Origin of the sequence: Candidatus Poriferisodalis sp. (genome assembly GCF_965208925.1) — a bacterium.
Lineage (GTDB): Bacteria > Actinomycetota > Acidimicrobiia > Acidimicrobiales > Poriferisodalaceae > Poriferisodalis.
Map to the genome: position 1 here is coordinate 3,434,439 of NZ_OZ242364.1, position 13,952 is coordinate 3,448,390.

15 protein-coding genes and 4 tRNA genes are annotated in these 13,952 nt (G+C 67.5%); 8 read left to right on the forward strand and 11 right to left on the reverse strand.

The annotated features are described in order from the left end of the window. Positions 1-5: 5 nt before the first annotated feature. Positions 6-79: transfer RNA gene (locus ACOGI5_RS15175), tRNA-Pro, on the reverse strand. A gap of 104 nt (positions 80-183) precedes the next feature. Then, the gene (locus ACOGI5_RS15180; RefSeq protein WP_419865241.1) at positions 184-375 is read right to left on the reverse strand and encodes a ferredoxin; all 192 of its coding nucleotides are present in this window, start codon (positions 373-375) and stop codon (positions 184-186) included. A gap of 276 nt (positions 376-651) precedes the next feature. Between ACOGI5_RS15180 and ACOGI5_RS15185 the strand changes: the two genes are divergently transcribed. Both ACOGI5_RS15185 and ACOGI5_RS15190 read left to right on the forward strand, forming a co-directional pair. Next, positions 652-1,494: an LLM class F420-dependent oxidoreductase gene (locus ACOGI5_RS15185; protein WP_419865242.1), complete on the forward strand. Its 843-nt coding sequence runs from the start codon at positions 652-654 to the stop codon at positions 1,492-1,494. Between the two features lie 75 nt (positions 1,495-1,569). Beyond that, positions 1,570-2,226, forward strand: a complete 657-nt coding sequence (locus ACOGI5_RS15190; protein WP_419865243.1) for an NUDIX hydrolase — start codon at positions 1,570-1,572, stop codon at positions 2,224-2,226. Positions 2,227-2,276: 50 nt separating this feature from the next. Here ACOGI5_RS15190 and ACOGI5_RS15195 read toward each other — a convergent pair whose 3' ends face one another. The 3 genes from ACOGI5_RS15195 to ACOGI5_RS15205 all read right to left on the reverse strand — a co-directional run bounded on the left by ACOGI5_RS15195 (position 2,277) and on the right by ACOGI5_RS15205 (position 6,027). After that, complete coding sequence (locus tag ACOGI5_RS15195) at positions 2,277-5,156, reverse strand: ATP-dependent DNA helicase UvrD2 (protein ID WP_419865244.1); 2,880 nt, start codon at positions 5,154-5,156, stop codon at positions 2,277-2,279. A 26-nt stretch (positions 5,157-5,182) separates the two neighbouring features. Next, positions 5,183-5,866 (reverse strand): GTP cyclohydrolase I FolE, encoded by a 684-nt coding sequence (gene folE, locus ACOGI5_RS15200; protein ID WP_419865245.1) that lies wholly within the window; start codon positions 5,864-5,866, stop codon positions 5,183-5,185. 87 nt (positions 5,867-5,953) lie between these two features. Further along, a tRNA-Arg gene (locus tag ACOGI5_RS15205) sits at positions 5,954-6,027 on the reverse strand. Between the two features lie 137 nt (positions 6,028-6,164). Between ACOGI5_RS15205 and ACOGI5_RS15210 the strand changes: the two genes are divergently transcribed. Continuing rightward, entirely contained in the window at positions 6,165-6,638 is a 474-nt protein-coding gene (locus ACOGI5_RS15210) for a cupin domain-containing protein (protein WP_419865246.1), read from the forward strand. Positions 6,639-6,687: 49 nt separating this feature from the next. Here ACOGI5_RS15210 and ACOGI5_RS15215 read toward each other — a convergent pair whose 3' ends face one another. From ACOGI5_RS15215 to ACOGI5_RS15225, 3 genes are all read right to left on the reverse strand, one after another. Continuing rightward, on the reverse strand, positions 6,688-7,638 hold the full coding sequence (locus tag ACOGI5_RS15215) for an NUDIX hydrolase (RefSeq protein ID WP_419865247.1): 951 nt from the start codon (positions 7,636-7,638) through the stop codon (positions 6,688-6,690). Positions 7,639-7,689: 51 nt separating this feature from the next. Next, entirely contained in the window at positions 7,690-8,118 is a 429-nt protein-coding gene (locus tag ACOGI5_RS15220; protein WP_419865248.1) for a hypothetical protein, read from the reverse strand. 69 nt (positions 8,119-8,187) lie between these two features. Then, on the reverse strand, positions 8,188-8,706 hold the full coding sequence (locus tag ACOGI5_RS15225) for a glycine/sarcosine/betaine reductase selenoprotein B family protein (protein WP_419865249.1): 519 nt from the start codon (positions 8,704-8,706) through the stop codon (positions 8,188-8,190). 152 nt (positions 8,707-8,858) lie between these two features. On the opposite strand from ACOGI5_RS15225, the gene ACOGI5_RS15230 reads away from it, so the two are divergent. The 3 genes from ACOGI5_RS15230 (at position 8,859) to ACOGI5_RS15240 (ending at position 9,661) form a co-directional block, all read left to right on the forward strand. Next, a tRNA-His gene (locus ACOGI5_RS15230) sits at positions 8,859-8,934 on the forward strand. A gap of 58 nt (positions 8,935-8,992) precedes the next feature. Next, positions 8,993-9,069, forward strand: a tRNA-Lys gene (locus tag ACOGI5_RS15235). A gap of 46 nt (positions 9,070-9,115) precedes the next feature. Then, on the forward strand, positions 9,116-9,661 hold the full coding sequence (locus tag ACOGI5_RS15240) for a beta-class carbonic anhydrase (RefSeq protein WP_419865250.1): 546 nt from the start codon (positions 9,116-9,118) through the stop codon (positions 9,659-9,661). Positions 9,662-9,675: 14 nt separating this feature from the next. On the opposite strand, the gene ACOGI5_RS15245 is transcribed toward ACOGI5_RS15240, so the two are convergent. After that, entirely contained in the window at positions 9,676-10,245 is a 570-nt protein-coding gene (locus tag ACOGI5_RS15245) for a carboxymuconolactone decarboxylase family protein (protein ID WP_419865251.1), read from the reverse strand. Between the two features lie 84 nt (positions 10,246-10,329). On the opposite strand from ACOGI5_RS15245, the gene ACOGI5_RS15250 reads away from it, so the two are divergent. After that, on the forward strand, positions 10,330-10,899 hold the full coding sequence (locus tag ACOGI5_RS15250) for a peroxidase-related enzyme (RefSeq protein ID WP_419865252.1): 570 nt from the start codon (positions 10,330-10,332) through the stop codon (positions 10,897-10,899). Here the strand turns inward: ACOGI5_RS15250 and ACOGI5_RS15255 are convergent. Further along, entirely contained in the window at positions 10,896-12,086 is a 1,191-nt protein-coding gene (locus ACOGI5_RS15255) for an amino acid ABC transporter substrate-binding protein (protein ID WP_419865253.1), read from the reverse strand. The two genes, ACOGI5_RS15250 and ACOGI5_RS15255, sit on opposite strands and share 4 nt — an antisense overlap. Positions 12,087-12,340: 254 nt before the next feature. Here ACOGI5_RS15255 and ACOGI5_RS15260 point away from each other — a divergent pair, with 254 nt between their 5' ends. Next, positions 12,341-12,733, forward strand: a complete 393-nt coding sequence (locus tag ACOGI5_RS15260; RefSeq protein WP_419865254.1) for a very short patch repair endonuclease — start codon at positions 12,341-12,343, stop codon at positions 12,731-12,733. A 27-nt stretch (positions 12,734-12,760) separates the two neighbouring features. On the opposite strand, the gene ald is transcribed toward ACOGI5_RS15260, so the two are convergent. Then, on the reverse strand, positions 12,761-13,873 hold the full coding sequence (ald, locus tag ACOGI5_RS15265; protein WP_419865255.1) for an alanine dehydrogenase: 1,113 nt from the start codon (positions 13,871-13,873) through the stop codon (positions 12,761-12,763). Positions 13,874-13,952 lie beyond the last annotated feature (79 nt).

Sequence of the window (13,952 nt, forward strand, 5' to 3'; positions counted from 1 at the left end):
CTCAGTCGGGAAGGCGGGATTTGAACCCACGACCCCCTGCTCCCAAAGCAGGTGCGCTACCAGGCTGCGCCACTTCCCGAGTTCGAAGAACTGATCCTGAACAGCCGGATCATGCTGGCCGACGGGTCAGCTCTCGGGTTTGAGGGTACCGGCGGGTTGTCGAGCGGCCCGGGTCGGCCGGGCTCAGTCGTCTACGGAGATGACCTGTGTGGGACAGCTCGCTGCAGCCGTGCGCACGACTGCGTGATGCTCGGCGCTGGGACTGTCCTCAAGCAGCTGGACGAGACCGTCATTGCCCACCTCGAAGATGCCCGGGGCGATCATCTCGCACGATCCGCTGCCGATGCATTTCTCGACATCGATGGTGATCTTCACACTGCCTCCAAGTCGTCGGGCCACAGCGTGCCTGCAAGCCCGGGGGCCCTCGCCCTGTGTGCCGGCACCACGCTACGCCTCGCGCCACCGCTGTCTACGCCATCAAGCTGATCTTCGGTGACTCACCGCAGCACGCATGGGCCAGCCAGCGGGGCCGCGACGAGGCGTTGCTCACCAGCAGCCCAGGCGGGCAGCATCAATCAATGGCCGTTACTCTCTGCGGCGGCCGACCCCGGCCGTACCCGCCACGAACTCGTGCCCATCAGGAGGACCACAGTGAAGATCGGCGTGATGATGTTCCCCACCGACAAGGCCATCGGGCCGGTCGAGTTGGCGAAGGCCACCGAGGAACGTGGCTTCGAGTCGCTGTGGTTCCCCGAGCACAGCCACATTCCCACGAGCCGCGAGACGCCGTGGGGCGGTCGTGAGGGCGCACCGCCGCTGCCCGAGGAGTACTGGCGCACACACGACCAGTTCGTGTCGCTGGGCGCCGCAGCAGCAGTCACCGAGAACATCATGCTTGGCACCGGCATCACGCTTGTGGCTCAGCGTGACCCGATCTGGCTGGCCAAGGAGGCCGCCACTGTGGATCGGATCTCGAACGGTCGGTTCATCTTGGGCATCGGCTACGGCTGGAACAAGGAAGAGCTGGCCAACCACGGAGTGAAGTACACCGACCGGCGCTCCATCACCCGCGAGATGATGCTGGCGGTGCGCGAGCTGTGGACCAACGACGAGGCCGAATTCCACGGCGACTGGGTGAACTTCGACTCGTCGTGGGCATGGCCGAAGCCCATCCAGGAAGGCGGGCCGAAGGTGATCCTGGGCGGTGCGGCAGGACCGAAGACCATTGCCGACATCGTCGAGTTCTGCGACGGCTGGATGCCGATTTCCGGTCGCTACGACCTTGCGGTGCCGGTCAAGCAGATCCGTGAGTCTGCGATCGAGGCCGGCCGCGACCCCGATGAAATCGAGATCGGGCAGTTCGGAACTCCTCCCAAGCCGGAGATCATCGAGAGCCTCGCCGAGATCGGCTGCACCCGGGTCGTGCTCGGCCTGCCGCCGGCAGATGCCGACACAGTGCTCCCGATTCTCGACAACTACGCGGCGCTGCTGTAGCAGCTTCCGAGCCACCGCCGGCTTCGGACCCGCGGGTTGCACGCTGCTGGCCACGCCAGCGGGAACAATGTGGCGGTGACTGACAGCGCGCCAGGCGTCGAGCATCTCGACGTCGTCGATGAGGTGGGGCGTTACCTACGGACCGCCCCCAGGGACGAGGTGCACGAGCGCGGCGAGTGGCACCGCGTCTTCCACTGCCAGATCGTCACGCTGCGCGACGGCGTGCCGACGGCCGTGCTGCAGCAACGCTCGCCCTCCAAGGCTGCCTTTCCGGGACTGATCGATATCAGCGCGGCCGGGCACTTGGCTGCCGGCGAGACACCGCTGGATGGCGTGCGTGAGCTGGAAGAAGAACTCGGCATAGCCCCCGCCGGCACCGAGCTGGTGCCGCTCGGCGTCCGCAGGCTGGCCGATGACAGCGGCGAAGGCACGCTGAACTGCGAGCTGACCAGCGTGTACCTGCTGCGCGATGACCGCCCGCTTGCCGACTACGTGCTGGCACTCGACGAAGTCGAGGCGGTGCTCGACGTGCCGATCGCCGACCTCCTGGCGCTGCTCAACGGCGGACCGCCGATTTCCGTGCATGGCGTTGCCGCCGCTGGCCATCTCGACGCACGCGAGGTGACGACCGAGGTAACGCTCGGCGACCTCGTGCCCAGCGCCGAGTACTGGGTGGTGCTGATGGTGATGGCCCAGCGCTTCCTCGCCGACCAGCGCCCCCTCGCCGTCTAGTTCCGTTCGCCCCGCCCACGGTGGCCGGCGATGGTCGCGGCGCGGACCAGTCAGGCATGCCCAGTGATGATGGCAAGCGCGTCGGTGCCGTAGGACGCGAGCTTGGCGGGGCCGATGCCGGGCACGGCGAGGAGTTCGGCGTCGGTGCGAGGTCGCTGCGTGGCGAGGGCTATCAGCACCGCGTCGGGGAACACGACGTAGGCGGGTACACCGTCGGCTTTGCTGCGCTCACGGCGCCAATTGCGTAGTGCCTCGAACAGCGCTGCATCGCGCGGGTCGCTCGGCGGTTCCGGCCGAGGCTTGCGCGCCCGCGCACCCGACGCATTGCCGGTGGGCGCCGACGATCCCGCCTCCGGGTCGGAAGACCCCGAGAACAACCCTCCAGAGTCATCGGATTGAGACCGCTCGGACCGGCTCGGCTCGGTCGGCCCGTTCAGCGCGGGGTCACGACGCGGTGGGGCCAGTTCGCTCAGCTCCGGCAGGAACGGCGACGGTTCGTCGCCGCAGATCAACGTCACAGACTCAGAACAGCGAGTCAGGGCGACATGGAACACGCGGCGTTCTTCCTCAACATCGTGCGACAGACGGTGCGGCATCAGGCCCGCCGAAGCCTCGTACACGATGACATGGGGCCATTCGAGACCCTTTACCCGGTGCACGGTTGCCAGCCGCACACGATCGCTGCCACTGCCCGCCCCGCCAGGGCTCGCCCTGCCGCCCGGTTGCCGCGGAGGACCCGTGCCCTCGTCGGTGCCGAATCCCACCGCGTCACGGCTGTCACGGCCCCGGCCATCCCCGCCTGCGCCATTGAGCCGACTCGCCAGCCAGCCGGGGAAGCCGGCCGGGTCGGGGTGCAGATGCGCTACCGAGATGAGTGCCCGCAGATCATCACCGTGCGCCGAGCGGTCCACCGAGCGCCGCGAGGCATCCAGCCGGTTGTCGAGGCTGCTGCCGAGCCCGAGCTCGTCTCGCACGGCCTCCAAGATCTGCCTCGTGGTGAGCTGCTCGTTGGCGGTGCGCTGGCAAAGGAGGTCCAGATCGTCTGCGAGCTCGGTGATCTTGGTCGAGGTCCGCTCGTCGCTGAGACGTCCCGCCAGCGCCCGCAGATCGCCCAGGCTGCGCTGCTCGCCGATCCACTCGATGACCCGGGGCGAGATGCCCCGCGGCGGGCGCCGTGCCGCATCCGACAGCGCACTGCTGGGCAATGAATGACGCGGAGCGGTCGCCAGCTTCAGCCACGCCAGCGCGGCAGCCACGCCAGTGCGCTCGAGGAAGCCCCGTCCAAGGGGAGCATCGGCAGCGACACCCATATCCCCCAGCACGACCTGCGGTACGAGCAACGTGCTGTTGACCCTGGTGAGCACAGCGATACTCGACGGCCGCGCACCACCCTCGATCAAGCGTGAGACCGTGTCCCGCAGAGCGGTGGCCGTATCCGAAGCGTCTGCCACCGTGACCACTCCCCCAGCAGCGTTGGCTTCCGCAGCATCCGCATCCTCGGGGCCTCTGTCTGCCGTGATCTGCTTGTCGATGCGCAGGTGGTTGTGAGACAGCAGGTTGACGGCCGCGCCGACCACTGGCGGCGGGCAGCGGTAGTTGACATGCAGGTGATGTCGTTGCGCACCGGGGAAGTACCGGTCAAAGTCAATGAGCCACTGCGGGGACGCGCCCGCATAGCCGTAGATGGTCTGGTCGTCGTCTCCGACACCGAACACATCGGCTCGCGGTCCGGCCAGCAGCCGGATCATCAGCAGATGGGCGGGTGTCAGATCTTGGAACTCATCGACGAGCAGCACTCCGCAGATGCGGCGGGCCGAGGCCCGAGCCGCAGGGTCGCGCAGCAGGATGTCGATCGCCCGGATGATCTGCTGATCGAAGTCGACGAGACCATCGGCCTCGAGATCAGCGACATAGCGCGGTGCGATCTCGGCGAAGTCGGGCACATCGGGCTGGAAGTCGCGTTCAACGTCGGCGAGGTCACGTAGGCCGAGACGGGTGGCACTCAGTGCCTCCAGCCAGGGAGCGAGCTGATCGGTCATGGCCCGGCGGCGCCGCTTGACGTAACCATCGAGGCGCTCACGGATGTCGATCTCGCCGATCACCTCGACACGGCCGTGCTGCGCTGGCCGGGCGAACGGCCCCGTGCCGTTGCAGATCGCCAGAGCAAGGCTGTTCAGCGTGCGCACCTGCAGACCCGGCAGGTCACGGGTGCGTTCTTCCATCTCCCGGCGAGCCCGCACGTTGAACGCCACGAGGCACACGGCTCCGGCGGCGATGCCCACATCCCGCACGAGATACCGGGCTCGCTCGGTGAGCACACGGGTCTTGCCCGATCCTGCCGGCGCCACGATGCACGCCGCCCCGCCCAGGTGACCGACGGCGTCGCGTTGGTCGGTCGCCAGATCGGCATCGGGATTCGTCAGCCGCAAGCCCCGCAGGCTCAGCGCCGCGAGATTGGCCGCAGGGACGACCGCCAACGGCAGCTCGAACGCATCCAGCGGCCCGCCGTCACACCACACCGGCCCCGAGTCCGTGACCACATCGCCCGCACCCCCAGCTCGCGTCGCCCCGAGCCGCAGCGCCGCCTCGACGGGCGCGAAGCGCGCCCACGCAGGGTCACGAGCATCTACGGCATTTGCCGTCAACAAATGCAGCAGCACCTCAGATCGCAGCGTCAAGCCAGGCTGCAACTCCCACCACGGGGCATGCCAGACAGCAGCCGGGTCAGGCAACTCGCCGTCGAGTTCGATGACCAGCCGGGTGCGTGTCAGCCATGCATCACGCAGTCGACGTCCGACCTCTGCACTGAATTCACCGGTGCTGACACGAAGAGATTCACCATCGGCCCATGCGGCCGGCACCGGATCGCCCCGGCGCACCAGCACGCTGCGCCCCAGCTCGGGTGGGCCCGCGAGCGAGCTGGGGTCCATTCCGGCGCAGCCAGACGAACGAGTCGCTAGCGGCCGACGCCGATGAGGTGCATCGCCTCCGCACGGGTGGCCGTGTTGCGGAACTGACCGCGCACCGCCGAGGTGATGGTGAGCGAACCAGGCTTCTGCACCCCCCGCATCGACATGCACTGGTGCTCGGCCTCGACCACCACGAGGGTCCCCCGTGGCTCGAGCACCTCCATCAGCTTGTCGGCCACCTGGGTGGTGAGGCGTTCCTGCACCTGGGGGCGGCGGGCGTAGGCCTCCACCAGTCTCGCCAGTTTCGACAGACCGGTGATCATGCCCCGCTCACCGGGGATGTAGGCGACGTGGGCACGGCCCACGAACGGCATCAGGTGGTGCTCGCACATCGAATAGAAGGGGATGTCTCGCACCATGACCATCTCGTCATGGCCGGTCTCGAACTGCACCTGCAGGTGATGCTCGGGGTCTTCCTGCAGCCCGGCAAACACTTCGGCGTACATGCGGGCCACACGCTTGGGCGTCTTCTGCAGGCCATCACGGTCGGGATCCTCCCCGATGGCCAGCAGGATCTCCCTCACCGCCTTCTCGATGCGGTCGGTGTCCACCTTCTGGTCGGTCACGGCGCCGTTCGTTTCGGCAATCGACGTCCCGGCGACCGACGTAGTCTCGCCAGCGATGTCGAGTGCGGAATCAGTGCTCGTGTCAGAAACTGAGCCCTGCGGCATCCGGTGAACCTACCCGCGTTCCCCGGCGACACCATCTCCAATTTGAATGCCGCGCCCTTAGGTGCTGCGCAGTCGGGCCACGTGATGCGCCCCCGGCAGGACTCGAACCTGCAACCGGCGGGATAGAAGCCCGCTGCGCTGTCCAGTTGCGCCACGGGGGCTCTGGCCACGAGGGCCCAAGGGCCATCCTGCCACCGAAGCGGTGCCGGTCCAAGGGTTCAACCGCGCAGTGGCGGCCTGCTCAGTACATTCGGGCGTCAAGCCTGCGCAGGCACCTGACTCTCGAAGGAGACCGATCGTGACCGAGAAGGACTCTGGCTTCCGCTTCGATACGAACGATCTCCGGTGGATCCACTACGACGGCAGTCCACGGTTCGGCTACCCGATCGACTACGACATCGCCGTGCTCGGCCACGATGAGGATCTCGGGCGACTGGACCTGCTGATCCGCTGGGCCCCCGACGCCTACTGCCACTTCCACCGTCACGTGGCGACGACGACTTCGCTGGTGCTTGAGGGAGAGCACCACGTCATCGACATCGATAATGACGGCAACGAGGTGCACCACGACATACGGCCTGCCGGCACCTACTGCAGCGGTCCCGGCGGCGACGTCCACATGGAGCGCGGCGGCCCCGAAGGCTCACTGGTGCTGTTCTCCATGCACGAGCCCTCCGGGCGGATGTTCGAGGTGCTCGACTCCGACCACAGCGTCCTGGCGGAGAACACCATCGAGTCCTTCATAGAGCAGGACCGCGAACTCGCAAGTTGACAGGCGGGCCTCACGCAGGTTGTCGGAGCCCGGCAACCCGAGTGACGCGCTAGCCGAGCGGCCAGCGCAGGATGCCCACCTCGGTGCTGCCGTCCGCCTCCAGATAGTCGAGATCTGCAGGGAAGGCGATCCGGTGCGGCCCCTCGTTGTCGTAGCGGATCCGCACGTGCTCATCGTCGGCCGGAACGCCGCGCTGCGCTGCCGCGACGGCTTCGGTGATCGTCGCGAAGCTGGCAAGGCGCTGCAGCATCCCGATCGTCGGCGTCATCATCACCATGTCGCCGGTCTCGTTGCGCCGAATGGCGTCCGCCGGGCGAACCCATTGGTGCTCGACGGCCTCGTCGTGATCGGGCAACGGCATCTGGCCATCAGGCATCGCCGTCAAGAAGAACCGTGTGTCGTAGCGGCGCGGCGAGCCCATCGGCGTCACCCAGCGGCCGATGAAGTAGACGTTGTCGCCGTCGAGCAGCAGGTCCTCGCCGCGCACCGTTTCGATGAAGTCCCGCTCGCCGGCATTGACCTCGTCCCGGTACTGAGAGAACCGCTCGGCCACATCGGGTGGCGACAGATCGATGATGCCCGAGGGCAGGTCCCGGGGATCCTCCACGCCGACCGGATGGTCGTGATGCGCCAGCAAGATGCCAGCTTCCTCGAACGTTTCCCGCAGGGCCGCGACCCAGAAGGCGATGCCGCCGCGCTCGATGCCGATCTGAAACGAGGCCTCGTCATCCGTCAGACCCGAAACGGTCTCATCCGCGACCTGCGTGGCGTCCTCGGGATCGACGGCACCGCCGGGATACACCCACATGTCACCCACGAAGACCGAACGGGAATTGCGCTTGAGCATGAGCACATGGGGATCGTGCTCGTCGGTCAAAATCATCACCGTCGCTGCGTCACGTACCGGGATGGAGGCGGGGTCGTAGTCGCCGCCAGCCCCCGGCGACAACGCGCCGACCGAGGCGCGGCGCTCGGGGGCTCCGTCAGGCGTTTCAGTCACCGGCGGTCCGACAATTCCGTCAACACGCGATCGAGTGGCCGGTCGAGCGACTCAGTAGTCGATGCCTGCGCAGACCAGGCAGTCCTCGCCGTCGTGGCTCAGCCGAGCCGCGGCAGCGTCGTCTTCGGTCTGATGTTGCGGCGTCGGGTGCCGCTCTACTCGATCGTCTTCGTAGTCACCGCCGGTTGCGTCCTGCTGAGCGCCATCGCCGCCGGGAGTTGCGCACTCAGGCAGATCGGCCGCCTTGGTGGACGGCGCGAACACCTTGTCCTTCCAGCGGTCCGTCTCCGACCAGCGATACGGCAGGTGAGCCATCGAACCGGGGACGCCCAGGTGCTCAAAGGCGGCGAACGTGTCGCGCAGGATCTGCAGATTCAGCTCGGGCTCGTGCGGCTTGCCCGAGGTGTGGCCCAGCGGATAGTCCAGATAGACGGAACGGGGCGGCCAAGCCGCACGGGTGATGTCACGGGCACTCGTCATCGACAACGTCGGGATGCCCTCGGCCTCGATGGCCCTCGCAATCAGACCCCCGGTCTGATGGCAGACAGGTCACACCGGCACCAGCAGCACCACGTCGAGCTCGTCGGCCACGCAGCGCTTCGCCAGCTCCGGAATCAGCTCCTCATGGACCCGGCGAGTGCTGTAGATGCCACCCATCAGGGTGTAGGCATTCGGCCCCAGCTCGCCGATCTCGCCGTTGTCGCGCAGCGTGCGCAGCGCCTCGATCGGGAACACGCAGTTGATGTCCGAACGCGCATCGGTCAAGTCGTAGGCGAAGTGCGTGGCCCGCAGATCGGCGGTGTCGACGTCGGTGGGGATCGCCCGGTACGTCGTGTCGTCGCGATAGTGGAACGCCGTCTGACCGGTGACATAGATGCCGCCGGTGGCGATCAACCCGACGCGGCACTCTGAGATCGGCTTGGTCAGCGATGTCCATGGCGGCGGCGTGTCGCTGTGCACCCAGCGGTACTCGCCGTATCCCAGCCCGATGTACTGGGCCGTGATCCTGGGGATGTAGGTGACAGGCGGCTGCCGGGCCCCGCCGGACTGCGTTGTCTGCGCGCTCACGTTCATACGGTACGCCGTCCGGGCCGCGCCCGGCTGAAGACCGCCACTGGGACGGCCGTGTTGTCGGTTCGACTCCGGGCCCCGCAGGCGTCAGCTCCGCGCCGAATCCAGTAGCGAGCCCGCGGTGCCCGTGGCATCCTTGACCACCCCATGCGGGTCGTAGCTCAGTTGGTTAGAGCGCCAGTTTGTGGCACTGGAGGCCGGGGGTTCGAATCCCCTCGATCCGCCCGACACCCCTGCCCGCCGCATGTGCCGGGAGGGCGTCGTTAGCCTTGCCGGGCACCATGCGCCTCTAGCTCAATTTGGCAGAGCAACGGACTCTTAATCCGCAGGTTCTGGGTTCAAGTCCCAGGGGGCGTACCACAGGCTCGCCGGAGCGCCCCGGCGTATGCACTGATGAGGTCGTCTGATGGGCCACGACAGCGAAGCCAGCGAACCGACGGCATCTGAGTTCCGACCGTCAGCCGACGAGTTGGTCGAGCACAACCGGCAGGCGGCGGACGCCGTCAAGACGCCCGGCATGGCGGCGCCACCCAGCCGTCACGTGGCGATCGTCACCTGCATGGATGCCCGGATCGATCCGCTGGCGGAGATGGGCTTGACGGTGGGCGAAGCGCACGTCATGCGCAACGCAGGGGGGGTGGTGACCGACGACGTCATCCGGTCGCTGTGCATTTCGCAGCAGCTGCTCGGCACGCGGGAAATATTGGTCATACACCACACGAAGTGCGGCATGTGCGGACTCGACGAAGCAGCGTTCAGCGACGACCTCGGCCAGCGCCTGGGCGCCCGGCCCAGCTGGCCCATCTGTTCGTTCGCGGACCCCGCCGACGACGTGCGCGCCGCCATCGCAACGCTGCGAGCCTCACCGTTCATTGAGCACGACACCGCAGTCCGCGGCTTCATCTACGACGTCGACACCGGCCTGCTCGACGAGGTGCCTGCGGTCGGCTAGCCGTGTGAGAACGGTCAGCTTGTAGCGGCCGGCGCCGTGGGCCAGCCGGGCACGCCTTCGTCGCGCTGCACGCCGGTGCTGTTGAGCAGCCCGCTCACCATCCGGTAGCAGCCCGAGGCTGCGATGAGGTGCACCATCTCGGCTTCGCTGAAGTGCGATACCGCCTCGGCCCAGGTGGCGTCGGAGACGCAGTCGTCGGAGTACAGGTCGTCCACCACCTGCAGCAGCGCCGCCTCGGCCGGCGCCCAGTTGCCCTCGGCGATGGGCCGGGTGACGAGGTAGAGCTCTTGGTCGGTCATGCCCTCGGCCTGGGCGATCAGCGTGTGCTGGCCGAACTCGTACACGGATTGGCAGTTCCAGCCCATGCGCAGCACAGCGATCTCCACATTTCGACGTGACAGGTCGCCCCTGTACAGGATCGCCATGGCGTACTCGCCGAACGCCTTGGAGATGGGGCGGCTGTGCGCGATGGTCGCAATGACGTTGACAGCGTTGGCGAACGAGTCCGCCATGGCCTCGCGGGCTCGCTCGGCCACCTTCGGGATCGGCTCGAGTCGTGGCGTGGTCGGTCGTGGCAAGTGCATCAGCAGGCAGTCCTCTCGTCGGTCCCGCAAATGTAGGAGAAGCTGCATCGGTCATTCACCGGAGCGCTTGCTTAGGCTGCGGTCATGACCGAGCCAGCCATCTCGACGTTCCCCGTGCCCGACATCGCGGACATGCCCGACGACCTGCGCGAGCGGATCGAGCTCATCCAGTCCAAGACCGGCTTCGTGCCCAACGTGTTCCTCGCACTGGCCCATCGGCCCGACGAGATGCGCGCATTCATGGCGTACCACGACGCGTTGATGGAGGGCCCCAGCGGGCTGACGAATGCCGAGCGGGAGATGATCGTGGTGGCCACCAGCGGGGCCAACAACTGCCTGTACTGCGTGGTGGCGCACGGGGCGATCCTGCGCATCCGCGCCAAGGACCCGCTGCTGGCCGATCAACTGGCCGTCGACCCCTCCAAGGCTGATCTCACCGATCGGCAGCGAGCGATGATCGATTTCGCCCTGAAGATGTGCAGCGAGCCGTGGTCGGCCTCAACCGACGATCACGACGAGCTGCGGGCTCATGGGTTCAGCGACGACGACATCTGGGACATCGGCGCCATCACCGGCCTGTTCGCCCTGTCGAACCGGATGGCCCACCTGACGTCGATGCGACCCAACGACGAGTTCTTCACAATGGGTCGCTAGCGAGCCGGGTACACGAGCTCGCCCTCAGCCGCTGCGGCGGGTGCGACCACCACGATGGTGCCGTCTTGCACTTGGACGGTGCCCATCGGCTTGGCCACATTGACGCCTCGCTCGTCGAAGCGGATCGGGCCGTAGAAGGTGTCGATATCGAGATCTCGCAACGCATCACGCACGGCATCGGTGTCGAGGCTGCCAGCAGCCTCGATGGCTAGGTGCAGCGCAAGCGCGGCGGTGGTCGATCCGGCCGCCTGGTAGATGGGCGCTTCGCCCCAGAGGTCCTCGTAGGTGTCTGCGTAGGCACTCGCTGAGCCGAAGCTCTCGTCCTCGTAGGCCATCACTGGCTCCCACGGCGTGGGCCCGAGCACCCCGTCGGCGCCGCTGCCGACATCAGCAAGCAGCTGCGGGTTGGCGGGGCCGACAGTGATGAGCATGGCGTCGGGACCGAAGCCCTGTGCCTGTGCCGCGCGCAAGAACAGCACGGCGTCGTCGTAGTGGCCGCCGCCCACAAAGATGTCCGGTTCGAGTGCCGCAAGCTCGGTCATGAGATCGTCGACGTTGTCGACGCCGACCGGGTACTGCCTCATCGCCAGCACCTCGACGCCGTTGGCCTCAAGGTGGCGTTGCGCGCCCTCCGCAACCGACGCGGCGAACGGCGTGTCTTCATGCGCCACCACTGCGGTGCGCGCACCGCGTTCGGCGAGCAACTCGATGCTCGAACGTGTGTAGTCGGAGGCGATCACGCCGATGTAAAACAGGTTGCGGTAGCCCCGCTCGAAGAGACCGTCGGAGGCGCCGTTGCCTTCCACCATGATCACGCCACGCGCCTCGGCGGCGGCGCTGGCAGGTCCGGTCAGCGTGCTGGAGTACGGGCCGAGCAGGAAGTCGACTTCGTCTTCGTCGATGAGCTGCTCGATGAGAGCGCCGATCCGGTCGGGGTCAGACTCATCGTCGCGATAGACGATCTCGGCCCGGTAGCGGCCGTCGCCGACGCGAATGCCGCCGTGTTCCTCATTCACCCAGCGCAGCCAAGTGTCGTAACCCTGACGGACGGCCCTGCCCTCGGCAGCGAACCGGCCCGTTTCGCTCAGCGCCGCGCCGATGCGGACCGTGCCGTCGAAGCCGTCATCAGCGCCGTCGCCGGCGTCACCCCCGGTGCAGGCCGCCGCCAGCAACACGGCCGCAGCCAACGCTGCCGCAGTTTGCGCTCGACGGCGCCACGGAGTACCGAATTGAGCTCGAGTCATGTTCAAGTCTCCGGTCTGCTGAGGGTTCCTGTCCGCAACCGGCCGGCAGCGTATGTGCAGGAATGCCATACAACACGCTCTCGCTCTTCATACTGGTGGTGCCTGCCCGTCGTCCGCGCACTCCCAGCTACCCGTAGCCGGCTGCTAGAACCGGCCGGGTGGAGCCAAAGGCGCTGCCGGGTCCCGCGTCAGAGCGAATGTCCAAGCAGCGGTCCCGCGACACGGGACCGGAACGTCTGATCCGCTCAGCGCTGCACCGGCGCGGCCTGCGTTACTTCGTGCACCGCCGACCCTTGCCTGACGTGCGGCGCGAAGCCGACGTGGTGTTCCCCCGCCTGCGGGTGGCGATCTTCGTGGATGGCTGCTTCTGGCACGGCTGTCCCGAACACGGCACGAAGCCTCAGCGCAACGCCGAGTACTGGGAGACCAAGATCGCCCGCAACCGCGCCCGCGACGCCGATACCGACGCCCGCCTCACCGCCGCCGGCTGGACCGCCATACGCATCTGGGAACACGAACCACCCGACGAAGCCGCCGCCCAGATCGAGCAACTCATCCGCGCCCGCGCCAGCCACCGTGCTGAATCCTGACGCTGGGAGCTCGACTACCGAGCTTGGTCAGAAGCCGAGGGCGGTGAGGGGGTCGGTGTAGGGGAGGTCGAGGGCGGCGGCTACGTGGGGTTCGGTGACGTGGCCCTTGTAGACGTTGAGGCCGGCTCGCAGGTGGGGATCGGTGCGCAGGGCGTCGAGGCCGTTCTCGGCGATGGCCAGCACCCTCGGCAGGGTGGCATCGCTGAGCGCACGGGTCGAGGTGACCGGCACGGCGCCGGGCATGTTCGCAACGCAGTAGTGGACGACATCGTCGACCACGAAGGTCGGGTCGGCGTGGGTCGTGGGCTTGGACGTCTCGAAGCAGCCGCCCTGGTCGATGGCAACATCCACCACCACCGAGCCGGGACGCATCTGCTCAATCAAGTCGGCCGTCACGAGCTTCGGCGCCCGGGCACCGGTCACCAGCACGGCGCCGATGACCAAATCGGCGCCCAGCACCTCGGTTTCGACGGTCGCCCGGGTGGAGGTGACCGTGACCACCGAGGCACCGAAGCGCTGCTCGAGATGATCCAGGGCGGCGGGATCGATGTCGAGGACTCGCACATCGGCACCCATGCCGATGGCGATCTCAGCAGCGTTCTCGCCGACCACGCCCCCGCCGATGATCGCGACCCGGGCAGGCGGCACGCCCGGCACGCCGCCGATCAGCAGACCGATGCCCCCGTGGGCCGTTTCCAAAGCCCAGGCACCCGCCTGTACGGCGAGCCGGCCAGCGACCCGGGACATCGGGGCCAGCAGCGGCAGACCGCCGCGCGAGTCGGTCACCGTCTCGTACGCGACGCAAGCCGCGCCTGAATCCACGAGATCCGATGTCTGTTCGGGGTCGGGAGCAAGGTGCAGGTAGGCGAAGAGAATCTGGCCCGCGCCGAGCATCTTGCGTTCGGACGCCTGCGGCTCCTTGACCTTGACCACCAGCTCGGATTTCTCCCACACCTCGCTGCAGCTGCCGATGAGCGCACCGGCAGCCTCATACTCGGCGTCGGACACGCGTATGCCTGCGCCAGCACCGGACTCGACGAGGACCTGGTGGTCGTGCAGCACTAGCTCGCGCACAGCGTGCGGCGTCAGCCCGACGCGTTGCTCGCCCGCCTTCAGCTCACGAGGCAGTCCGATCAGCATGCGGTCACCTCCCAAGCAGGCGCCCAACTCCCCCAAGCGCCCGCTGAGGGGGCGCACCCGTTCGGGCCGACGAAGCCCG

What these genes read in the sequence shown, in the direction of transcription:
- ACOGI5_RS15195 (WP_419865244.1), bottom strand. Translation starts at nt 5,156, where the DNA reads ATGGACCCCAGCTCGCTCGCGGGCCCACCCGAGCTGGGGCGCAGCGTG.
- folE (WP_419865245.1), bottom strand. Translation starts at nt 5,866, where the DNA reads ATGCCGCAGGGCTCAGTTTCTGACACGAGCACTGATTCCGCACTCGAC.
- ACOGI5_RS15220 (WP_419865248.1), bottom strand. Translation starts at nt 8,118, where the DNA reads ATGACGAGTGCCCGTGACATCACCCGTGCGGCTTGGCCGCCCCGTTCC.
- ACOGI5_RS15240 (WP_419865250.1), top strand. Translation starts at nt 9,116, where the DNA reads ATGGGCCACGACAGCGAAGCCAGCGAACCGACGGCATCTGAGTTCCGA.
- ACOGI5_RS15245 (WP_419865251.1), bottom strand. Translation starts at nt 10,245, where the DNA reads ATGCACTTGCCACGACCGACCACGCCACGACTCGAGCCGATCCCGAAG.
- ACOGI5_RS15250 (WP_419865252.1), top strand. Translation starts at nt 10,330, where the DNA reads ATGACCGAGCCAGCCATCTCGACGTTCCCCGTGCCCGACATCGCGGAC.
- ACOGI5_RS15260 (WP_419865254.1), top strand. Translation starts at nt 12,341, where the DNA reads ATGTCCAAGCAGCGGTCCCGCGACACGGGACCGGAACGTCTGATCCGC.
- ald (WP_419865255.1), bottom strand. Translation starts at nt 13,873, where the DNA reads ATGCTGATCGGACTGCCTCGTGAGCTGAAGGCGGGCGAGCAACGCGTC.